The sequence below is a fragment of the Streptomyces doebereineriae genome (assembly GCF_031845645.1).
Classification (GTDB): Bacteria; Actinomycetota; Actinomycetes; order Streptomycetales; family Streptomycetaceae; genus Streptomyces; species Streptomyces canus.
The window spans coordinates 55993-76392 of sequence record NZ_JAVREZ010000012.1 but is presented as its reverse complement, the minus strand read 5'-3'; the positions used below and the strand labels follow the sequence as shown (position 1 = coordinate 76392).

At 67.7% G+C, this 20400-nt stretch carries 19 protein-coding genes and 2 pseudogenes; 14 read left to right on the top strand and 7 right to left on the bottom strand.

The window, feature by feature from the left end:
• Nucleotides 1-6: 6 nt before the first annotated feature.
• Nucleotides 7-1335 (bottom strand): hypothetical protein, encoded by a 1329-nt coding sequence (locus RNB18_RS30675; RefSeq protein WP_311717378.1) that lies wholly within the window; start codon nt 1333-1335, stop codon nt 7-9.
• Between the two features lie 265 nt (nt 1336-1600).
• Between RNB18_RS30675 and RNB18_RS30670 the strand changes: the two genes are divergently transcribed.
• The 8 genes from RNB18_RS30670 (at nt 1601) to RNB18_RS30635 (ending at nt 8509) form a co-directional block, all read left to right on the top strand.
• Nucleotides 1601-2098 carry an ATP-binding protein gene (locus tag RNB18_RS30670; RefSeq protein ID WP_311717377.1) on the top strand — a complete coding sequence of 166 codons (498 nt, stop codon included), beginning with the start codon at nt 1601-1603 and terminating at the stop codon, nt 2096-2098.
• Between the two features lie 142 nt (nt 2099-2240).
• Nucleotides 2241-3242, top strand: a complete 1002-nt coding sequence (locus RNB18_RS30665; RefSeq protein ID WP_311717376.1) for a hypothetical protein — start codon at nt 2241-2243, stop codon at nt 3240-3242.
• A 112-nt stretch (nt 3243-3354) separates the two neighbouring features.
• Entirely contained in the window at nt 3355-4848 is a 1494-nt protein-coding gene (locus RNB18_RS30660) for an amino acid permease (RefSeq protein ID WP_311717374.1), read from the top strand.
• Nucleotides 4849-4918: 70 nt separating this feature from the next.
• Nucleotides 4919-6208 carry a glutamine synthetase family protein gene (locus RNB18_RS30655; protein ID WP_311717373.1) on the top strand — a complete coding sequence of 430 codons (1290 nt, stop codon included), beginning with the start codon at nt 4919-4921 and terminating at the stop codon, nt 6206-6208.
• 153 nt (nt 6209-6361) lie between these two features.
• Complete coding sequence (locus RNB18_RS30650) at nt 6362-6838, top strand: glycine-rich domain-containing protein (RefSeq protein WP_311717372.1); 477 nt, start codon at nt 6362-6364, stop codon at nt 6836-6838.
• A gap of 83 nt (nt 6839-6921) precedes the next feature.
• Nucleotides 6922-7740: a phosphotransferase gene (locus RNB18_RS30645; protein WP_311717371.1), complete on the top strand. Its 819-nt coding sequence runs from the start codon at nt 6922-6924 to the stop codon at nt 7738-7740.
• Nucleotides 7741-7828: 88 nt separating this feature from the next.
• Nucleotides 7829-8230 (top strand): hypothetical protein, encoded by a 402-nt coding sequence (locus RNB18_RS30640; RefSeq protein WP_311717370.1) that lies wholly within the window; start codon nt 7829-7831, stop codon nt 8228-8230.
• A gap of 138 nt (nt 8231-8368) precedes the next feature.
• Nucleotides 8369-8509 carry a hypothetical protein gene (locus tag RNB18_RS30635; protein ID WP_311717369.1) on the top strand — a complete coding sequence of 47 codons (141 nt, stop codon included), beginning with the start codon at nt 8369-8371 and terminating at the stop codon, nt 8507-8509.
• Between the two features lie 76 nt (nt 8510-8585).
• Here RNB18_RS30635 and RNB18_RS30630 read toward each other — a convergent pair whose 3' ends face one another.
• Nucleotides 8586-8897: a hypothetical protein gene (locus RNB18_RS30630; RefSeq protein WP_311717368.1), complete on the bottom strand. Its 312-nt coding sequence runs from the start codon at nt 8895-8897 to the stop codon at nt 8586-8588.
• A gap of 49 nt (nt 8898-8946) precedes the next feature.
• Nucleotides 8947-9375 (bottom strand): annotated as a pseudogene (locus RNB18_RS30625) (transposase); the annotation flags it as partial.
• A gap of 95 nt (nt 9376-9470) precedes the next feature.
• Here RNB18_RS30625 and RNB18_RS30620 point away from each other — a divergent pair.
• Nucleotides 9471-9899 carry a hypothetical protein gene (locus tag RNB18_RS30620; protein ID WP_266529053.1) on the top strand — a complete coding sequence of 143 codons (429 nt, stop codon included), beginning with the start codon at nt 9471-9473 and terminating at the stop codon, nt 9897-9899.
• A gap of 31 nt (nt 9900-9930) precedes the next feature.
• Here the strand turns inward: RNB18_RS30620 and RNB18_RS30615 are convergent, their stop codons facing one another.
• Together RNB18_RS30615 and RNB18_RS30610 are read right to left on the bottom strand one after the other, a co-directional pair.
• Complete coding sequence (locus RNB18_RS30615) at nt 9931-11052, bottom strand: IS630 family transposase (protein ID WP_311717558.1); 1122 nt, start codon at nt 11050-11052, stop codon at nt 9931-9933.
• A gap of 224 nt (nt 11053-11276) precedes the next feature.
• Entirely contained in the window at nt 11277-11990 is a 714-nt protein-coding gene (locus RNB18_RS30610) for a TetR/AcrR family transcriptional regulator (RefSeq protein WP_311717367.1), read from the bottom strand.
• A 691-nt stretch (nt 11991-12681) separates the two neighbouring features.
• On the opposite strand from RNB18_RS30610, the gene RNB18_RS30605 reads away from it, so the two are divergent.
• From RNB18_RS30605 to RNB18_RS53810, 4 genes are all read left to right on the top strand, one after another.
• Entirely contained in the window at nt 12682-12924 is a 243-nt protein-coding gene (locus tag RNB18_RS30605) for a hypothetical protein (protein WP_311717366.1), read from the top strand.
• Nucleotides 12925-13286: 362 nt separating this feature from the next.
• Nucleotides 13287-15101 carry a DUF2637 domain-containing protein gene (locus RNB18_RS30600; protein ID WP_311717365.1) on the top strand — a complete coding sequence of 605 codons (1815 nt, stop codon included), beginning with the start codon at nt 13287-13289 and terminating at the stop codon, nt 15099-15101.
• A gap of 295 nt (nt 15102-15396) precedes the next feature.
• A complete protein-coding gene (locus RNB18_RS30595; RefSeq protein WP_311717364.1) occupies nt 15397-15729 on the top strand; it encodes a YybH family protein in 333 nt (110 codons plus the stop codon).
• Nucleotides 15729-15779 carry a hypothetical protein gene (locus RNB18_RS53810; protein ID WP_394817703.1) on the top strand — a complete coding sequence of 17 codons (51 nt, stop codon included), beginning with the start codon at nt 15729-15731 and terminating at the stop codon, nt 15777-15779. The genes RNB18_RS30595 and RNB18_RS53810 overlap by 1 nt, the downstream gene beginning before the upstream one ends.
• Before the next feature lie 15 nt (nt 15780-15794).
• Here RNB18_RS53810 and RNB18_RS30590 read toward each other — a convergent pair.
• A pseudogene (locus RNB18_RS30590) lies at nt 15795-16002 on the bottom strand (ATP-binding protein); the annotation flags it as partial.
• Between RNB18_RS30590 and RNB18_RS30585 the strand changes: the two are divergent.
• On the top strand, nt 15968-16396 hold the full coding sequence (locus tag RNB18_RS30585; protein ID WP_311717363.1) for an Imm53 family immunity protein: 429 nt from the start codon (nt 15968-15970) through the stop codon (nt 16394-16396). The pseudogene RNB18_RS30590 and the gene RNB18_RS30585 sit on opposite strands and share 35 nt — an antisense overlap.
• A gap of 37 nt (nt 16397-16433) precedes the next feature.
• On the opposite strand, the gene RNB18_RS30580 is transcribed toward RNB18_RS30585, so the two are convergent.
• Entirely contained in the window at nt 16434-19895 is a 3462-nt protein-coding gene (locus RNB18_RS30580; protein WP_311717362.1) for a LysM peptidoglycan-binding domain-containing protein, read from the bottom strand.
• Nucleotides 19896-20400 lie beyond the last annotated feature (505 nt).

The following is a 20400-nucleotide window of genomic DNA, read 5'->3' as shown; positions in this document are numbered from 1 at the left end:
CGGACCCTATCCCGCCGTCAGTGCGGGCCGGTCCACCGGGAAGACGTCGATCTCCGCGCACAGGTCGCGGGCGGTCGTGCCGGTTACAGCGGGGCTCTGGGCCAGAGCCTCACGCACGCGCATCGCGGACACGATGATCCCGTTGTTGCGGTGTGTATGAGGCAGGTCGAGGACCGGCCGGAGAGCTTCCGCGGTTCCGTCCGCGTCACCGCCGTTCAGGCGGACGATCGCCAGGTCGCACTGTGCGCCGGCGAGATCACCGAACGCCCAGTCCGGGGAGGTGCGGTCGCTGAACGCCGCGACAGCCGCCTCCGCCTGCGTGGCGAGTTCCGCACTTCCGCGGCCAAGGAGCGCCTCGGATTCCACCGTGTAGTAGAGCTGCTTCGCCGGTGAGTAGGTGAACAGGCCGCCAAGCGCATCGAGGCCATCGGGGGTGACATGGTCGCGCTGTTCAGTGGCACGCCGGTTGAGCTCGCTGACTGTTTCGGCATCGCCGAGGACGGCGGCCGCACGCGCCTGCAGGCCCAGCAGCCACAGCCCCACTGTGCCGCGGTCGGGGCTGGTTAGCGCCGCGCCCTTTCTGGCGAAGTGGTACGCGTCATCGGGCTTGTGCGCCCAGTACGAGATGAGCGACTTGAGTCCGTCGGTCAGTGCGATGAGGCCGTCGTGCTCGGCATCACGGGCACAGGCCTGCGCGACCCGGGTCATGGTCATCGCCTGGAAGGGGGACTGCATGTCGTTGAAGCCCTTGGCGACCATGAAAGCCAGCACGGCGCCCTTGTAGTTCAGGTCTCGCAGTTGCGATGGCTTCAGCCGACCGCCCTCGAGGAGACGGAAGACCTGTTCCTGGGTAGCGAGCAGGTCGTTCCAGATTACGGAGAGGGGTTCGCGTGGATATGCGAGGACGAGGCGGGTGACCTCGTCGTCGAGCAGGCCAAGGGTGTCTTCGCCCACCGTTCCACGGTCCTTTCCCATGAGGAATTCCTTCGCGCGTTGCACAGCCATCGCGCCAGTCCTTTGCATCTCGAGCAGGCCCGCGTCGGCTACGCCGCGGGAATCGTCTAGTGACCTGCCGGACGGAGGGATGTAGTCGGGGCCGGCATCAGCGGGCACCTCGGACCACAGGGTCTCGATGCGGTACCCAGTCATCTCTTCGACGACGTTCCGGAACGCCCGTTGGGGCTTCCGGTCCCGGTATAACCATCCGTCCACAGTCTTGAGAGCCGGGTCCCCGTTGGGGTCACCGAGTCTCTTGGCGGTCTTCTGATAGAGCGCCAGGAGGCCCTCCGGTGTGCGTACGCCGAGCTGCTCGAGCCTGAGCCTGAAGAACAACACGGTGTCCGCCTCTCGCTGTCATGTCCGGCATGTCACTGTGCTGACGGCAAAAACCGTCCTCCATCAAGTTGCCCTCTGCAGACGCTACTTACCAGTCCGCAGAAAGTCCGCGGAGCTTCAGCGGTCGGTCAGCGGTTGACCGTCAGTTTGCGAAGCCACTTAGCGGCGGCTTTGGGGCTAGCTCCGTCCTCTTGGCGTTGCCACGCTCGTACCAGCTCTTAGCAGAGCGTGTCCGAACGAGCACAGCTGCAATCCGGGAGTCCCCGTGAGCCAGAGCACCGCGTCCCACACGTTCCTTGAGGTCGTTAGCCCCAACGAGGAGCTGAGGTTCATGTGGGAGGACTGGATGATGGCCGAGCAGTTCATCGGCCCTAATACCCGTCTCCGCATCCGTCCACGCCTCACCGCAGCCCGCTGGAGCGGAAACATCGATGCCGCTGCACGCGTCGGCGCCATGCTCACGGACAACGCTGTCCGGCACGGTCGACCGCTCTACGGCAATCGCGTGTGGTTACGGCTGATGTGCCTGAAGAAGACCGACGACCTGATCGTTGAAGTCGACGACGCCCGCCCCGACTTCCCCCGGTTCGATGAGGCGGCGTCCACGCCGGTCGAAGGTGGGAAGCCCACCGGACTGTGTTGGGTTCAGCACTACCGCGGACGCCTTGCGTGGCAGGTCAAACGAGATACCGAGGGCCAGGTCATCGGGAAGACCGTCCAGGTCGTGCTCCCTGAGCGCTGGTCGGTGGACGCGGCGGACTAGCGTCCGCCCGCCCCTGACGCCGCACGCGGCCCAGCATCACTACTACCCCCCACCCTCAACGACGAGGCCTTCCATGCCCGATCCGTTAGCCACCCGTGCCGCCTTCCCCCGCGGTGGAGAGCGAGCAGCAACCCCCGATGGCATGCCCCTGATCGTCAGTCCCGTCGGCGCCGATTCCGATCTGCGGGACGCTCTCGAAGACCTGAAACTGGGGCGCCACTCGGCCACCCGTGACCTGTTGTCCCGGACGGGTTCGCACTGGGCCTTACGTACGAGCCGCAGCCAGCTCCTCGCCGCCGGCGCGGGGGAGGCCGGTGTCTTCAAGGCCTGGCGGGATGAGGAGCCGGACAGTCCGCATGCCTGCATGATGTGGGCGCGGGCCCTGACCCGGGCGGCAGTGGAGGCCTACCGCAAGAGCGAGCGCCAGGAGGTAGTGGGGCGCGCCGCGGCCCTGGCGCAGCAGGAGTGGCGGAGGCTGGACCATCTGTGGCCGGAGTGTCCGGTGCGGTGGATCGGCCGCCTGTATCTCGCCCAACTCCCGTACCACGCAAACTACTTCGACCCTTATGCGCAGCGGCGCCGGGTTCCGTGGGATCAGCTGGACGATCCGGCGATGCACTACCGGGGGCCGTGGCCGCTGCTGGACGAGGTCAACTGGCTCCACCCCGGTAACCGGGAGGGCCATCACCGCATGCGGGAGTACTTCCTGCACCGCGGCGGCGGGGCAGCGGCCGCCATGCAGTTCTCGGCCTGGCTCGTGTCCGGCAGGCTGTCGAATCCTGATCTGCTCATGCTGCCGGTGTACTCGCTGCTGGACCTCTACCGGGAGCGGCACGGCGACGGCCGGGGCGGAGCGCTGCAGTTCTGGCAGACCGCGCAGGTGCGGCACTTCGCCTGCCGGGCCTACGACGAATGGTTCGCGCCTCTTCCGGCCACCGAATACCCGTGGCTGTCGATCTTTGATCTGGGCCATCTGGCGCATGCCCTGGTGGCCTGCGGAGAGGACGAGCGGGCCGCGTGGGTGTTCAAGGCGATGGGCCCCTACGCCATGCCGCAGCCCTGGAAAGACGTCAACGCCAGCCTCGGCCGCTCCCGGGACTGGACCGACGCATTCCTGCGCATCCGCTCGTCTCTCCTGCGATAGCAGCGCCGTGGCGAACAGCCGGGCACCGCCAGGTCGCCAACGCGCCCCCGGCCCATCCGTCTCCCCCTGCTCACCTGAAAGTGGATCTCTGGTGTCTCACAGAAGCGCTGCCATGACTGCACCAGCCAGCGACGATGACGTCCTGGCCGCCCTCGGGATCAAACCCGAGCTCTCCAGAAAGATGGGCGTTTTCGGTAATTTCGCGATCAGCTTCTCGGTCATCTGCATCCTGGCCGGCGGCATGAGCTTGTTCGGGTTCGGCCTGGGCCACGGCGGCCCGGTGGTCATGCTCGGCACGTGGATCGTCATCGGCTTCATGACGCTGCTGGTCGGCCTGTCCCTGGCCGATGTCGTCTCTGCCTACCCCACCAGCGGCGGCCCGTACTTCATGGCCGACAAGCTCGGCGGGGCCGGCTGGGGCTGGGTGACCGGGTGGCTGAACTTGCTCGGCCTGCTCGGTGCGATCGCCGGTATCGACTACGGGGCCGCCACCTTCGTCGGAGCCTTCGCGCAGATGCAGTGGGGCATCACCCCCACGGACGGCACCACCATGACCATCTTCGGTTGCATCCTGCTGGTGCACGGGCTGCTGAACTCGGCGGGGGTGCGCCTGGTCACCGTGCTGAACTCGATATCCGTGTGGTGGCAGCTGGGCGGCGTCGCCGTCATCGTCGGCGCCCTCACCATCACTCCGGCCCAGCATCAGTCGGTGAGCTTCGTGTTCACGCACTTCCACAACGACACCGGCTTCTCCAGCTCCTTCTACGTGCTTCTCATTGGCTCGTTGCTGGCCGGGTACACGTTCTGCGGCTACGACGCCTCCGCCCACGTTGCCGAGGAGACCAACGACGCCCAGACCTCCGCACCCAAGGGCATCGTCCGCGCCATCTGGGTCTCCTGGGCGGCCGGGTTCGTGCTCCTGGCCGGGCTGCTGTTCGCCATGCAGGACTACACGGCCACGCAGAACTCCGCGACCGGGGTGCCGCCCGCGCAGATCTTCCTCGACGTCCTCGGCGCGAGCGGCGCCAAGGCGCTGCTCCTGGTCGTCATCGTCGCGATGCTGTTCTGCGGCAACGCGGAGGTCGCCGCGGCCAGCCGCATGGTCTACGCCTTCTCCCGCAGCCGAGCCCTGCCCGGCTGGCAGAACTGGCGGATCGTCAACGACCGTACGAAGACCCCCACAAGGGCGGTGTGGTTCGTCATCCTCGTGCCGTTCGTGCTTGCCCTGCCGGCCCTGTGGTCGCCCGCCGCCTACGGCGCGATCACCGCGATCAACGCGGTCGGCATGACGCCGGCCTACGGCATCCCCGTTCTCCTCGCCCTGCGCAAGGGCCGCGACTACCGGCCCGGCCCGTGGAGCCTGGGCCGCTGGCGACGGCCCATCGGGTACGTCGCGGTCGTCTACGTCGTGGGCATCACCCTCGTGTTCTGCCTGCCGCAGTCCTCGCCGATCACCACGGAGTCCTTCAACTACGCCGGGGTGACCCTGCTGGCCGCGCTGCTGCTGGCCTGGGCCACCTGGCTGACCCGCGGCAAGCAGCAGTACCAGCTCACCGCCGCCCACACCGCCCGGCCCGGCGAAGCCATGATCAGCGAGGGCTTCTGAGATGAACGCAGAGACCAACTCCACGACGCCCTGGCCCGCAGGACCAGTGAACCGAGAGGCGCTTCAGCGTTTGCTGCAGGACAGGGACGTCACCGACATCATGCTGGCCGTGCCGGACCTCCAGGGGCGGCTCCTGGGCAAGACGTTCAACGCCCCGGTGTTCCTGGAACGGATGACCGACGGGGCGGAGATGTGCTCCTACGTCCTGGCGACCGACGTCGACATGACCCCTCTCGACGGCTTCGACTTCACCGGCTGGGAGCAGGGGTTCGGTGACTTCCTCGTCACCCCGGACCTGGACAACGTGCGGATGCTGCCGTACCGGCCCGGTACCGCCCTGGTGTTCGGTACGCCGGTCCACGACGACGGCACACCCGTCGAGGTGGCGCCCCGCCGCATGCTGGAAACCCAGATCGAGCGGCTCCACGAACTGGGCTACGTGGTGAAGGCGGGGGTCGAGAGCGAGTTCGTGCTCTACACGGACGGGCCATCAGGCCGGACACCGGTGTGGGGCGAGAACCTCGACTACGGCCTTCAGCATCCGCCAAAAGTCAGCGACATCTTTCGCCACTTGGCCGATGGGATGCGCGACGTCGGCCTCGTACACGAGGCGATCAAAACGGAAAGCGCAGCCGGCCAGACCGAGGTGACGTTCGCCTACGGTGAGGCGCTGAAAGCCTGCGACGACTACGCGGTCTTCCGTCACCTCATCCGCGACATCGCCGGACGGCACAGCATGGTCCCCGTGTTCATGGCCGCCCCCGAGACCGGTGTCGGCAGCGGACTGCACCTGCACGTGTCGCTGTGGACCGAGCGCGACGAGCCGGGATTCGCCCACCACCGGGGACAAGAGCTGCCGCCGCTGATGCTGCGGGCCGTTGCGGGACTGCTCTCCGCGCTTCCGCACATGGCCCCGCTGTATGCGCCCACCCCCAACTCCTACAAGCGCTACCAGCCGCACTCCTTCGCCCCCACCCGCTACAGCTGGGGATTCGATCACCGCGGCTGCGCGATCCGCGTCACCGGCCACGGCAACGGCACCCACCTGGAGGTCCGTCTCGCCGGCGCCGACGCCAACGCCTACCTCGCCCTGGCCGCCTACCTCGCCGCGATGGCCCACGGCCTCGAGGAGGAACTGTCGCCGCGGCCGGCCTGCGACGGCGACGCCTACCAGGACCGCAACTCCGTCCCCCTCTACGCCGATCTCGCCGAGGCGCTCCAGCACTTCGAGCACAGCACCATCGCCCAGTGCCTGCTCGGCAAGGACGTCGTGCTGCACTACGCCCACGCAGCCCGGGCCGAGCTCGCCTGGTACCGCACACACGTCACGGACATGGAGCGGCAGCGCGGCACCCGCTGAGACTCCCTGCCGCCGGGTGTAACTCCCCCCTCGGCGGCAGGGGCAAGATCCTCGTTCTCCGATCGGACGGTGGTCGGGGAACGAGGGCCAGACCCTGCGCCTGTGCAGCGTAGGGATCAGACCATGCGCCACCAACTCGAGGAGGCACGAATCGTGACTGAGACCCAGCAGCGCGCACTCATAGACGCGCGGGGCCGCCTGATCAGCTCCGAGATGAGGGAGACCCTCGTCGCCAACATGTGCGACAAGTTCCCTCAACTGACCGAGGAGAAGGCGGACCGCGGGGTCGGCCAGATGCTCGCCTTCCTGGCGGCCTGCGACTACAGCGGCAGGCCGCTCAGCCCCTCGCCACTGGTGGACGACTTCTGGCACGCATTCCTGCTCCACACCAAGGCCTACCGGGAGTTCTGCCAGGAGAACTTCAGCAGGTTCCTCGATCACCAGCCCGGCTTCCTCGACCGTGAGGAGCACGGGGGCGGCAAGGCACTCCGGGCCCGGACCGTGGACGCGATCACTCTCGCGGGGTACGAGATCGACATGGAGTTCTGGCCCGCGCTGGATCTCGCGGAATGCTCGCAATGCCACGCCAACTGCTCGGACAGCCCGAACCATCCCCCGAGCCGTTCGTAACGGCTCTGCACGCCCCTCCGGCCTGTGCCACGCTGTGGCAAGGCCGGAGGCCTTCTATCCTCGATCAACGCAGGAGACCGTGGGTGCATCGCATCGAATGGCATGATCTACCGGCAGCGGCCAGGGCCGCCGTGGAGCGCCACACGGGCCCGGTCGAACGGGCCGAGACCGCGCCGCATGGCGTCATGTCCCGGCTCGCCTGCACCATCTACACGCGAGCGGGCCAAGCATTCGTCAAGGGTGTTCCCGAGGACGACCCACAGGCCTGGGTGTACCGGCACGAGGCGCAGGTGACGCGGATCGCGCCCCGCGCGCCCCGCGTGTTGTGGGACGTCGACTCTGGCGGATGGCGGCTGTACGGGTACGAGTATGTGCAGGGCCGTTACCCGAACCTGGCCCCAGGGTCTGACGATCTCCCGCCACTGGTGGATACGCTCACCGTCCTGTCCGAGGCGGCTTGGCCCGAGACGAAGCGCAAGAAGCCGCTGCACGAACGATGGGCGGGGTTCCTACCCGACGATGTGCCCGCCGGGATGCAAGGGCGGGTTCTGGCGCACACGGACATGTCACCGCACAACATGCTCGTCACCCTCGGCGGCGAACTGCTGCTGCTGGACTGGGCTCTCGCCTGCCCCGCCCCGACATGGGCTGACACGGCCCTCACCATTCCCCGGCTCATCTCGGCGGGCCACACTCCCGCCCAGGGCGAGGAGATCGCGCGACTGGTTCCCGCCTACAGCGCGGCAGACGGGGATACCGTCACCATCTTCGCGCGCACCATCTTCGCCGCATGGCAGGAGTGGGAGCACACGCGGCCACTTCCTCACCGGGCAATCCTCACCGACGCGGCCCGGAAGTGGGCAGGGTGGCGTGAGTCCAGCTCAACCGTCCGCACTCGCTGAACTCCCATCCAATACCCCGGCGACCTGGGGATGCCAATCGAGCGAGCCTCGTCCGCCTGCTCCTTTACAAGCCTCCTGGAGCGCATCCGTGCCGACGCACCGCCTGACCGAAGTCCCCGTCGACGCGCTCAAAGAGATCGAGTCCCTCGCCGGGCCCGTGCTGGACATCGAGATGTTGTCGGCTGGCCACAACAGTGAGATCGCTGCCCGCTCGCACTTCACCGAGGGCACGGCCTTCGTGAAGGGACTCAGACAAGACCATCCCCGCGTGTGGACGCAGCAGCGCGAGGCCGATATCAACCCGCACACCTACGGCTTCGCCCCGGCCATGCGTGGCACATCCAGAAGCAGCAGCGACTGGCCGGATGGGGTAAGCCCGGCATATGACTCGCCGTGCTTCCTCGTGAGGACGGCGAGGGGCTCGGGCCCTTGCTCCGTAAGCAGGCCACCGGAGCCGCCGAGCGAGTCCGGCACCCTCGCACTGCCATGATGCGCCGGACTGGTGGGGCGGGCCCGACGGAGCTGCTGTCTGGCCCGCCGTCTTTTTTGATGCCCAGTAGGTGTACACCGCGCCGAATGAGCCAAGATTCCTCCGCGCGCCGACAACCGGTCGCCCACCCTCATCCTCGTGTCCACCAGCACGCTCGGGCGTTTCGTGCTCGGTCGCGGACCGCACGTGTGCCCGGGCGCTCCGTCGGCCCGGCGCGACGTGGGCATCGCCGTGTCCTACTGGCTGGAACGGTTTCCCGATGCCCGGCTAGTGCTGTGACCGCATAGACACCTCAGGCGTCTAGGCCGTCAAGGGGCACAGGGGCGTGGTGCGCTCCGGTCGAACAAGCCTGTGGTCAGACGCTGGCGAAGGCGGACAGGAGTGTGTCCGTGCGGAGCCGAAGCTCAGGTGTTTCGGCTCCTGTGACGCTGACGGTCACTTCCTGGCCGCCGACGGATTGAGCGAGGGTGACCTTCAAGGTCGCGTTCGTGCCAACCAGGGGATACGAGTACCAGCTGTCGGGTGCTTCGTCGTCGGTGTCCTGGACGCCGGCTTCGATGGTTTCCCAGTCGGTTTCGTCCAAGGCGTATCCGGCGTAGCGGGACAGCAACTCGAGGAAGGCACGCAGGTTGCGGCCCCAGATCCATCCGGCGATCGGCTCGGTCACGCGTCTCCCGTCTCTGCGAGAGGGACAGCATGGCAGACGCGGTCCGCCGTCAGGCTGCGGCGGTGACCTGGAGGGGGAAGGCGGTGTGTTCGTGGAACAGCTTGCGGTGCTGGAGGCAGTGGTAGAGCTGTCCGAGCATGCGGTTGAAGAGGTTCCTCTGGGCGGCGGCGTGCCAGTCTCCGTGGCCGTCGCGGCGCCTTCGGTAGTGGGCCTTGGCGCCTGGTGAGGCGGTGATGGCCGAACAGGCCCAGAGGTAGCCGGCGTGGTTGAGACGGTCGTTTTTCACCCACCGGCGGGTGATGCTCGGCTTCTTGCCGGAGGCCCGAGTGATGGGTGAGGCGCCGGCATACGCCTTCAGGCCGCGGGCATCGGCGAAGCGGGTGCGGTCGTCTCCGATCTCGGCGAACAGCCGGGCACCGAGCTGGATACCGAGCCCGGGGAAGCTGAGGATGATCTCAGCGTCCGGGTGCTGAGGAAAAACTCCTCGCCGATCCAGTGCTGATGATGCGTGGAGATCGGCGCAAGGTGACACCTTCGTGATCCATACTCTGTGGCGGCAGCTTCGGGGAGGGCATGTCCTTGCAGCACAGCAGTGGGATTACACGAGCAGTCGGGCGAGCAGCGGTCGTTGTCGTTGCCGCTGTCCTGATGAGCAGTTGTTCGTCGGACGATCCAGCGCAGGCCAAGGAGCGACAACGGGATTACTGCACCAAGCTGGGGTCCTGGCAGGACACGGCGCACGCCACGACAACCGGCGAGCCAGACGCCGATGCCGGTGACGGACAGAGTGTCCAGTCGCCCGAGTTCGACAACACCGAATCGGCAGGGCATGCGGTCATTGAGGCCTCGAAAAGGCTTGACCGGGCGGGCCTGGAACACGGTGGCACCGACATCCTCGATGACACCGTCAACGCGGTCGGCGGCGACATCGGGGCTGAGGGTCGTGCAGTGTCTTACTGCGACAGCTCAGGCTTCGAGACCTTGGTCAGTTCGGCTGGCTAGTGCTGTGAGCGCATGGGGTTCGCCGGGTCGTTCAGGCCGCGGCGGCGAGGGAGCGTCCGCCCCAGCGGATGCCCTTCTCGCTGCGGATGCGGGCGCGTTCCTTGCGTTCGGCGGCCAGGACGCCCGGGTGGCGGGCGTTGGCGTTGCGCCAGCGCAGGTAGGCGTGCAGGGCCCGGGTCTGCACGCTGTGGTTACGGTGGTGGGAGTTGGCGATCGTGAACTGCCGCAGAGGCCCGAAATGGGCTTCGATCGGGTTGGCCCAGGAGGCGTAGGTCGGGGTGAAGCACAGCTCGACGCGGTTCTTCTTCGCCCAGCGACGGATCTTGTCGCCCTTGTGGGCGGACAGATTGTCCAGGATGACATAGATCGGGGCGCCGTCCGGGCGCGCGGCCCGGATCGACCTCAGTGCGGCCAGGGTGTTCACCGCACCCTTCTTACGGCGGTTGACACCCCACAGCCGGTCGTCGCCGACGGAGTAGCAGCCGTGGAAGTACCGCACCCCGTGTGTGCGGTGATAGGTCGCGGGATGGCGCTCGGGGTGACCGGCGGGAGCCCAGCCGGCTCCGGCGGTGGGGCGGATGCCGAGCGGCCCGAACTCGTCGAACGCGAACACGCGGTCCGGGAAGCCTTCCAGCACCTCCTCGATGCGGTCCAGCTTGGCGTCACGCTCGGGGTCGGGCGTCTCCTTCCAGGTTTTGGTGCGCTGGAAGGTGACGCCGCGGCGGGCGAGCAGGCACCGTAATGCCTCGCGGCCGACCCGGATCACACGGCCGTGCACTTTCCGCAGGTAGGCGGCGAGTTTGCGGATGGACCAGCGGGTGAAGGGCTGGCCGAGCTTGGTCGGGCGGGTGGTGGCCGTCTGGACGACGAAGTCCTCGTCGTCAGGACTGAGCAGGCGGGGACGGCCTCCCGCCCAGCGAGTGTCCAGGCAGGCCAGGCCGATCTCGTTGAACCGATGGATCACGTCGCGGACGGTGTCCTCGTCGGCCTGGACCAGCTTGGCGATCACCGGGACCCGGTTTCCGCCAGCCGAGGCCAGGAGCATCATCGCGCGCCGGTATCGCACCGAGCTGGTGCTGCCCCGGCGCACGATCTGCTGCAGCTTCTGCCCCTCCTGGTCGGTCAACCTGCGCACACGGACAGGCTCAGCCACCACACCCCCAACGGTCCGATCGCACGTCTCCGGACATCCAACCGCTGGAACCGCCGATCCGGCGAACCTTCCCGGTCAGAGCACTAGCGGTCGATGCCGCATGGCTGCCCCAGCCGCACTCCTTCATCGCCAATGGGTTCACGAAGGTCCCCGTCCGGCTGGGCTGACGCACCGCGGGGCGTGAAGGGAGCGTCGATCGTGACCGTCCACTCGCGCCCTGCCGTTCAGCCTGCGGCAGTGGGCTTGGGTGCGGAACCCCGTTTCTCCTTCAAGTGCTCCTGGAGGGAGGTGTAATAGGCGTCAGCGTGCTGGGAGGTGTGGATCAACTCATGGCCGCGTCCGATGGAGACCTGGAGTTTTGCCGTCGTCTCCGGGGTGGCGACGGAGTTCACGATCTGCTGGTTGAGCCGGTCGACTGCGACGGCCAGCTCGTCGTAATTCTCCCTGAAGCGCAGGTCCAGGCCGACCCACGCGTCGACCCACAGCGCTGCCCAGTCGGCGGGCTCCACGCCCGGCTGCAGTTCTCCCAGATCTCGGGCCTGTGTCATCAGCTCGGCAATCAACGGGGTGTAGGTCCGCCAGAGGTATCCGAAGAATGCCTTGCCCTGTTCGGTGGCCAGCCGGTTCGCGGCTTTGATCACTGTGACGTGGGGTGTCAGCACCGCCAGGAGGATCGATGCGTCGACGACGCCCTGCAAACGGGGAGAGGTCGGCGTGATCGAATCCATGATCAGTGACTCTTGGACCACGGTGTAGGCAAGCTCGTCCTTGTCCTTCCACAGGTTGTACAAGGAGCCACGGGAGAGACTGCCGGCCCGCTCCAGGATCTGGTCAACGGTCGTCTGGGCGAAGCCCTGCTCGGCGAACAACTCGGCGGCAGCTTTGAAGATCGCGTCGTACTTCGCCCGAGCTCGAGCCTGAACTGGCTGCCGTGCCACCGTGCCTCCTGATATACAAACCGGTTACTGCCCAGCGCCGGACCCCAAGGGCCCGGACCGACGCAGGACCACTCACGGCGAGTGCTGGTCTTCTGCGCGCGGACAGTAAGCGATGAGGTTAGTCGCATCATCACTGCGCCCACTACGCCGACGTTGATTCTCTTGCACCGCACATGGTTGAGTCCCTGTAGCCAAACCAGGTGCCCGACCTTGTTTTGCGGGCGGGTGGCGGACGTCGTGGGGAACGCACGAGTTCCAGAGGTGTGTGGCCCGGACCTCCCTCGGCCGCGAGGCCCGTGCGCCGCACATCTGGATGGCTGGCAGGGACATGCCTTTCCTGTTGTCGCGGGAGTACCACGCCCCGGCCCTCGGTACTGGCTCTGGCGACCGCCTGGCCGGCTGGCGGCGGGCCCCGGCATCCCGGGTCGGGGGCCGCTTGCCGGGCCGGCTGAGCGCCGGACCCTGCGGCGGACAAGCCGCGGATCACGCGCGAACGCTGCGCGTGCTGTCTGCGGAAATCAGGAAGTCGAACAGTGTTTGACAGGAGGATCGATATGGCCGACGTGTGGGTGGCGACCAACCTGGCGGACAACCGCGACACGGTGTACGCGTTGATCCACGCCGACGATATGCGGCACCAGCGACTCGTCGGTGACCGCCCGCGTCTGCTGGCCAGGGGCCCCGCGTCGAGGTGGCGCTCGTCGACAGCCCCGAGCCGCCAATCTGCCTGGCCGGGGTGATGACCGGTGCCGGTACGCCGCCGTTGCCGGAGCACTTCCACCGTGCACTCGTGCGCGAGCTGGACGCTGCCCGCCTCCAGGTGTCCAAGGACGGCTGTTCGGTGATTGTGCGCCCGGTCCTGGACAGCGGCGGATGGCGTTGGCGAACGGAGGTCTGCGGTGGCGCGATGAAGGAGGACAGCAGCAGCCAGTAGGCGTGCGAACCGCTTTCGCGGTCGTCCCAGTGGTCGCCCACCGCGGAATGCGAGTCCCAGCGCTCGTTTGGCCACTGGCCGCGGCTACGAGCAGGGCCTTCCCGGTCGGTTCCCTCCTATGCCCGCTCAGGACGACTGGTTCGTTCGCGAGAGGCGTCGAAGCGATCCCTGTGAAGGCCACGAGATCACGCTCACAAGTCTTTGACGATCTTCGACGAAGGGACCCGAGACGGCCGATCCCGGAACGGGGGAGGGGAAAGCTCTTCCGTTGTGCAACTCGAATAGTCAGGGGGGGAGCGGAGGTGCCTGCAGGGCGAGGCGAGATTCCCCGGCTGACTCGGGCACAGGGGGTTCTCATCGGTGTGGTGGTCACCGGAGCGGTCGTTATCGCTGGTATCGGCTTCGCAGGCTCGTACGCGGCGGTCCGGGAACTGGCGGTGAAGAAGGGCTTCGGGACGTTCGCCTACGTCTTCCCAATCGGGATCGACGCGGGCATCTGTGTGCTGCTCGCCCTGGACCTCTTGCTCACCTGGATCCGCATCACCTTCCCCCTCCTGCGGCAGACGGCTTGGCTCCTGACGGCAGCGACGATCGCCTTCAACGGTGCGGCCAGTTGGGGCGATCCGCTCGGCGTCGCGATGCACGCGGCGCTCCCGGTGCTGTTCGTGGTCGCCGTTGAGGCCGCTCGGCATGCGACAGGCAGGATCACCGACATCACCGCCGACACGCACATAGAGGGGGTGCGCCTCAGCCGCTGGATTCTCTCCCCGGCGCCGACGTTCCTGCTCTGGCGACGGATGAAGCTGTGGGAATTGCGCTCCTATGAGCAGGTCATCCGGCTCGAAAGGGACCGCCTGGTCTACCAGAGCAGCCTGCGCTCCCGGTTCGGCCGCGCCTGGCGGCGCAAGGCACCGGTCGAGTCCCTGATGCCGTTGCGCCTGGCCCGCTACGGTGTGCCGCTCGCCGAGACGGCTCCCGCCGGCCTGGCCGCTGCCGGAATCGACGAGCTACCGATCGCATTCACCTTCACCGCCGGACGGCCACCCGCCCACCTCCAGTCGGAGGATGCCGCGCTTGAGGCGGCGGCCGATCGGGAAGACGAGCCGGGCCAACTGCGCACTGAAGCAGGCCCACCCGAGACGCAGGACCGGCCCGCCGAGCCGGAGCCGTCCCCCACAGAGCCGGCGGAGAAGGATGCGGCCGAGGGCTTCGCCGACGCCTACCAAGCCTGGATCGCGCGCTTCCAGACCGAGCCCACCGCCGCCCAGTTCGTGTACTGGCTTCAGGAGCACGGCATTACCACCACCGCGGCCGGTGGCGTACTCACCGACGAGCAGGTGCTGCCTCTCCTGCAGGTCCTCCAGCAGCGTTATGGTCCGCCGCCCGAACCTGCCCCCGAAGGGCAGCAGACGGACGTGGCCTGGCACGACTACTTCTCCAACTCCTGGTTCATGTACGCGCAGGAGAACGGGCCTTACCCAGCCGCGAACGCCTACGAGCGCGACACCATCACCGGCCCGGGCGGGCGTCCCCTCACCGGCGAGGACCTGACGGCGTTCGCCGGCGCCTTCCAGCAGACTGAGTCCGACGAGACGGACCAGCCTGCCGACCAAGAAGCCCACGAGCCCGACGAGGACCAGGCCGGCGAGCCTGTGCCGCGCGAAGAGGAGCCCGAGGCGGACACCGGCGTGGGCGCGCAGCCGGCCAAGGACCAGCGCGGGCCCTGCGTGAACACCGCTATCGGCACCCCGCTGCCCGACGAAGAGACGGCCCTCGTCTCTGCTCAACTCACCACCGTCGACCGGTACTACCTGGCGTGGTCGCAGTTGCAGACACAGCGCGGCGATGAACTGCAATCCTCGACGCAGGAGGCCGAGCAACTGTCAGCCTTCCTGGCGCAGGAGAAGGGCATGAAGGGCCGCGGGGGAAAGCAGCCGGTCAGTCCTTCCAATCTGCGCCGCTACCTTCTGCCGTTCCGGATCTACCGCCTCTGGGCAGAGCAGCGGGCGCGCAGCGGCCCTCCATCGCTCGAAGCCATTGCGCAGGACTGCGCAGCTCAGGGGATCACTGCGCAGCACAACAAGCCCATTACCATCGCCTACCTCGCTGCACAGGTCGATGGCTTCGAACGACGCTGGCAGGCTCTCACCCACCACCATGCGCGAACCCCACCGTGAGACCTACGGCACCGGTGCAATGGCCGACCCTGCCCGCCCTCACCGGCGGCGCAATCACAAGGCGTATCTGCTCAGCCCAGTATTGCGCTGCCTCGACCTCCCGGAGGCCGACGCGCGCTGCGCGGCCCGTGCCTGTCCAGGGCGTCCGTTTTCGGCCCCCACCAGGGTGACTCCAACTGGCCCCGGTTGAGGATGATTCGTGAAGATCAGGCGTCGTGTGGTGGCCCGGAGGGCGGCTTGATCTGGGACTACCGGTGGTGGTGACGCCGTGCGTGAGCGTCGGCATGATGGCTGTGTGACGGATCGGGAATCCTTGGAAGCAGAACTCGCCTCTTTCCTGGGCGAATACGAGCGGGCCAACAACAGCCACGACATCTCGCGCGTCGTGCCGTTAATCGCGGAGGAGGCGACGTACTGGTTCTCGGACGGATCGTTTCGGCGTGTCGAGGAGATTCGGTCCGCGATCGAGAGGACGTTCGCGACGATTCTCGATGAGGTGTATGAGGTCAGGGATCTGGAGTGGCCCGTTGCCACAGTGGATGTCACCGTGTGCCGTTATCGGTTCGCCTGGACGGGCGTCGTGGGAGGTAAACCGCGCTCTGGACAGGGGCGGGCACGAACGTCATAGTGCGGCGGGACGGCGGGTGGAAGATTCTGCATGAGCATCTGAGCACGTGATCTGTGCGGGAGCAGTCACTTTGTCCGGTTGGTCTCGTTGGCTTTGGTGCGGTCCAGGCGGTAGGACTGGGTTCCGGTCTCGATGAGAGTGGCGTTGAAGGTGAGCCGGGTCGACGATCGCCGCGCAGAGCCGCGGGTCGGTGAAGGTCTTGGACCGGCCGGTGAACGCCTCGTTGGAGGCGATTTCGATGCTGTTCTCCTCCTCCAGCTCGGTCAGAACGATGACGACTCGCCGAGCACGACGCGGTCGCCTCGACCGAGATCCTTGGACCAGGCGCGCCGTGCGGGATTCGCCTGGCATCCCCTGGCATGAACGATTCGGGGAAGCCCTTGGCTGGCTGCAGCACTGGTACGCCGCGCAGTGCAACGAGGAATGGGAGCACCATTGGGGCCTGAAGATCGCTACGCTCGACGACCGCGGGCGGACCGTCACCATCGACTTGGAGGAGACGGACCTGCAAGGACACGAGTACCCCCGCCAAGACGTCAACCGCAGCCCTTATGGCTGGGTCTGGGCGTGGACTCCCGAGAAGACTTTTCACGCCAGGTGCGGCCCCGGCAACCTCACCGAAGCCCTTGCCTTGTTCCGCTCTTGGGCGACCGGCAACACTCTCTGAGTACTCCCACAGCCGCGGGAGCTCTGCGGTCAGAGCACTAATGGGCCTTGCGCAGCGCCGATCCGCTCCCGTGGAGAAGATCGTTGATGAGCTGTTCCGTCTCCGTCTCAAGACCGCAGTCCAGTGACCGGTTGACCTGTTGCACGCGGGTGATGGCAGTGTGCAGGCCGGAGCGGTTCCCGGCCGCATGCTCGATCCGCAGCCAGTCCCGATACAGCAGCTCTGCTGTGTGGTCGGCGTCGAGGCCGGTCGTGATGGCCTGCCGGGCCGCGGTGAGGTTGTGGTGCGGGCCTGGGGGCGTGCGGTAAGTGGCCACGGTGTGCGCGACGTCGATGATGCGCGTGATCATTTCCTGCTGGTACGGCTCGGCCCACGGCAGGGGCTTGCCGCCGAACGGCCGGCCTCGCACCAAAGTGAGCGCTCTCTCCAGATCGGTCAGGCCAGCCGGTCCCAGCGGCAGGGCCCGCTCGACGAGCTGAAGGAAGCGGGTCCAGTCGCAGCGCACGCCGGCGGAGAGCCGGTAGGGACTCTCGCCGGTCGTGCGGCGCGGCACGTAGGGGGCGCCGGTCGGGTCGTTCCCCAAGGAGCGACGCAGGCCCTGCATCCGGGCGTTGAGGGTGCTGAGCGACCAAGGGCTTACGGGATCCATGTCCGAACACAAGTCATCGGCACTCCGCCCGGGCCGGAAAAGCAACAGGGCCGCGAGTTGCGCCATTCTGGGGCCGTGGCCGGTGCTGTCCACGCCGGTCACCTCGACCGGGCCTAGGACCCGGATCTCCGGCGCGTGCAGGTCGTGCGCCTCGCCCTCCTGCGTCTCTGGCTTGCCTTCCTCGGTGGGCTCCTTGTGGCCGTCAGTTTTGGCAGCCCCTTTTCCAGCGGTGTCCGCGGCCGCCACAGGGTCGGGACCCGAGAGCGCTGTCCCGGTGTCTGGGTTTGGCCGGGCGCCGGCCTGAGCTGGCGTCGTGGGCAGGAGCCGAAGCCCGGAGGGATCGGAGGTGGCGGCGAGCAGAGCTGGGAACGCCTCGCCGACCACATCCCCTGCCAGCGAAGGGTTCGGGGTAGCAGGCGTCGGCGCAATGGGGTCCACTGATAGAGGAGCGTCCGGTTGCTGCACTGCGCCGGGCTCGTCCGGGACGTCCTGCCAGGGACCCTCGGCCGGGTGCGACGGTTGCCCGGACACCTTCAGCGCGGTGGTGATCTGCACATAGGCGGCGTGCTCCAGGCGCTGCACCGTGATGCCGGTGCCGGCGTAGTCGAGGTTCTGCGGCCCACTGAGTGAGGCGTTGAGGATCTCCGCGTCAGGGAAGTGTGCGGCCGCCGAACTCGCCGGGGCGACCAGAGTGACGGGAACCGTGCCGGACTTGTCGATGACATCGGCGAGCTGCCAGGCCGTGTCCGCGGCCAGAGACGACGCGCACAGCAGCAGATACGGCTGATGCCGCGTCTCGGGCATCTGGTGCGCTTCCAGTAGCCGCTCGGACAAATCGCGCAGTGCGTGGGCGGCCTGCCGCATGTGGGCGATCCGCGTAGTGGGCAGCAGCTGCGGCAGGTCCTCACCGAACCCGGTCGTCACGACCTCGACGTCACTCGCCCACGGGCTCATTCCCAGCTCCAGAGCGAGCGAGGTGCACACTTCGGAGATGTGGACCGGATTGCCGTCCAGCAGCAACGCAGGCAGCTGCGCAAGGTTGAGCAGCAGAAGTTCATCCGCTTCGGTGCTGCCGACCGTGACCAGCCCCGGATAAGGTGCCGACACCTCGCGGGCGGCCTCCTCGTCCAGGAGGACCGCATCGGGGGGCAGGATCCACCAACCGCCCCGTCCGGAGACGAAGGGCGTCTGCGCCTCCTGGGAGAAGTCCTCGGGCAGCACCTCCACCGTGCGGGCCCCGATCCGCGCGGCCCGCAGCGCCGGCATGACCGCGGCGCCTTCCTCCTGAGCCGCGCTGTGGGCCAGCGTCCGCAGCGCCACGTCCAGGCGGGCAGCTCCGCTCGGCTCGGCGGCCGCCGCCAACTGGGCCTCTGCGAGGGATGCCTCCGACGAGATAGCGATCTTCTCGCCTGGCTTGCGGCGGCGGCGCTGGAGGATCCTGCGCAGGGTGAGGGCCCCGGTGATGGCGGCGGCCAAGAGCGCGCCGGCGCCGAAAGCGGTGCGCAGGCTCAGCGGGCCGCTGGCCGGGGCTGGCACTGGGGCATCGGACGCCGTGGTAGCGGCTGCCGAGGCAGCGGAGCCGGTTGATGCAGCCGATGGCGAGGCGGCAGAGGGCGAAGCGCTGGTGCTGGGCCCTGGCGTCGCGGAGGCCGACGCAGATGGAGAGGCCTGGTCCTGCCTTCCCTCCTGGGCAGGGCGGCTCACTTCAGTGCTGGGAGCCGACGCTTGAGGCGCAGGCGCGGCGGTGTTGCTGGGAGCGGGCGCCTGTTCATCCCCTGCATCCCCGCCCGCCGTTGGTTCCCCCTCAGGCTTCTGCGTGGTTGGGGGAGTGGCCTCTTGGCTCTCCGACTCGTCACCGTGGTCCTGGTCCTGGTCTTGGCGCGGCTGGTCGGGCTGGTTGCCGGGCACAGTGACCTGCTGTCCTGCGTAGATGACATCCGGGTGGGAGATAGCGGGCAGCCCGCGCGGCTGCGGTTTGTCCCGGCTGGCCTCGAACAGGCGAGGCCACTGGTCACCGTCGCCGAGCTCTTCCTCCGCGATCTTCGACAGGTAGTCGCCGGAGTGGACCGTGACGACGCGCTCGCCCTTCTCGACGGAATCCGGGGCGCCGTCACCCAGCTGCGTACGGACGGCTCCTGCGGTGTCGGCGGCATCGGGCATCTGCAGTTGCCAGCCGGGTTGCAGAAAGCTAGTCGCGCGGAAAATGTGGCCAACGGCCATGGTTCGGCCCTCGTTCAGGTCGGCGATCTCGCGCCACCGTTCGCCGTCTCCCAACTCCCGTTCGGCGATGCCCCACAGGCTTTCCGCGGGCCGCATCTCGCGCACCGTGTACAACGACGGGCTGCTCGAGGTGCTCGCCGCGGACGCGGGGGCGTGATCGGCTTCGGCGGCCGTTGCGGCCTGCGTTGCCTGGCCGGGGGTGAGGGTTGCGGTCGTGGCTGGTGCTGCCTGCGCGTCGGAGGCCAGAGCCGAACTCGTGGGCAGCAGGACCAGAATGCTGCCGATCAGAAGAGTGGCGGCCCGCTGCGAGGAACCCAGACCGCGCGGGGCGCGCCAGGTGCGGCCACGCAACTGCGCGATCAGTTCGCGGACAGTGCAGAACGCGAACTGTGCCCACCCGATCCAGCCCACCGCGACGAGCAGCAGCAGGAACACCGCCCCGGTGTCCTGCCGGTCCAGCAAGTGCGTGAGGTCGTCGTGGGTGGCACCCCAGATGGCCGGCGTAGCCCAGGCCAGCAGCAGCGGCAGCCCGGCAACCGCGGCAGCCAGGACGATCAAGCTGAGCACGGCCTTGAGGACCCGAGCCAGGGTGCGGCCGGCCGTCGCGGCCGGGGAGAGGGCGGTGCGCATCAGTTTCCTAATTCTTCTCGTGTGGTTACTTCGGACGGATCTCCGCTGGTGGACTGTTCGATTTTTGGGAGTGTGATGCGCTGGCCGGCTCAGATAAGGCAGGGGCGTCGCGCCAGGTACGGGGCGTGGTTATGGGTGGTGGCTGCGTGGGTGTCGAGTAGATACCTGGGTCGCTCCTGGCCCGGCGAGGCCTTCTGAGAGAGCGGTGCTGCTCGGCACCCACGCAGCCACCGTCCCAGGCATCGCGTGGTGGCGACTCGTGGGCGCCGGGTGCAGACCTTTCAGTTTCCCGGCAGCGCAGGCCTTCCTGAAGGCTGGCCGTGCCTGGCGCTCTCGTGTGGTCACCACTCAATGCGACGGCCATTCTTTGGTGTTGGTGGTGCGAGCCCGCTTCACGGTGACTTCTTGAACGTCCCGAACTGGTGAGTTCTGGGCAAGACCGAGGCCCGTGAGGCGCGCTGGTGTCGCGAACGGCTTGTGCGATGTCGGCCCGATCTTGAGGCCT

What these genes read in the sequence shown, in the direction of transcription:
- RNB18_RS30665 (WP_311717376.1), top strand. Translation starts at nt 2,241, where the DNA reads ATGCCCCTGATCGTCAGTCCCGTCGGCGCCGATTCCGATCTGCGGGAC.
- RNB18_RS30660 (WP_311717374.1), top strand. Translation starts at nt 3,355, where the DNA reads ATGACTGCACCAGCCAGCGACGATGACGTCCTGGCCGCCCTCGGGATC.
- RNB18_RS30620 (WP_266529053.1), top strand. Translation starts at nt 9,471, where the DNA reads ATGTCCTTGCAGCACAGCAGTGGGATTACACGAGCAGTCGGGCGAGCA.
- RNB18_RS30585 (WP_311717363.1), top strand. Translation starts at nt 15,968, where the DNA reads ATGCTGTTCTCCTCCTCCAGCTCGGTCAGAACGATGACGACTCGCCGA.
- RNB18_RS30580 (WP_311717362.1), bottom strand. Translation starts at nt 19,895, where the DNA reads ATGCGCACCGCCCTCTCCCCGGCCGCGACGGCCGGCCGCACCCTGGCT.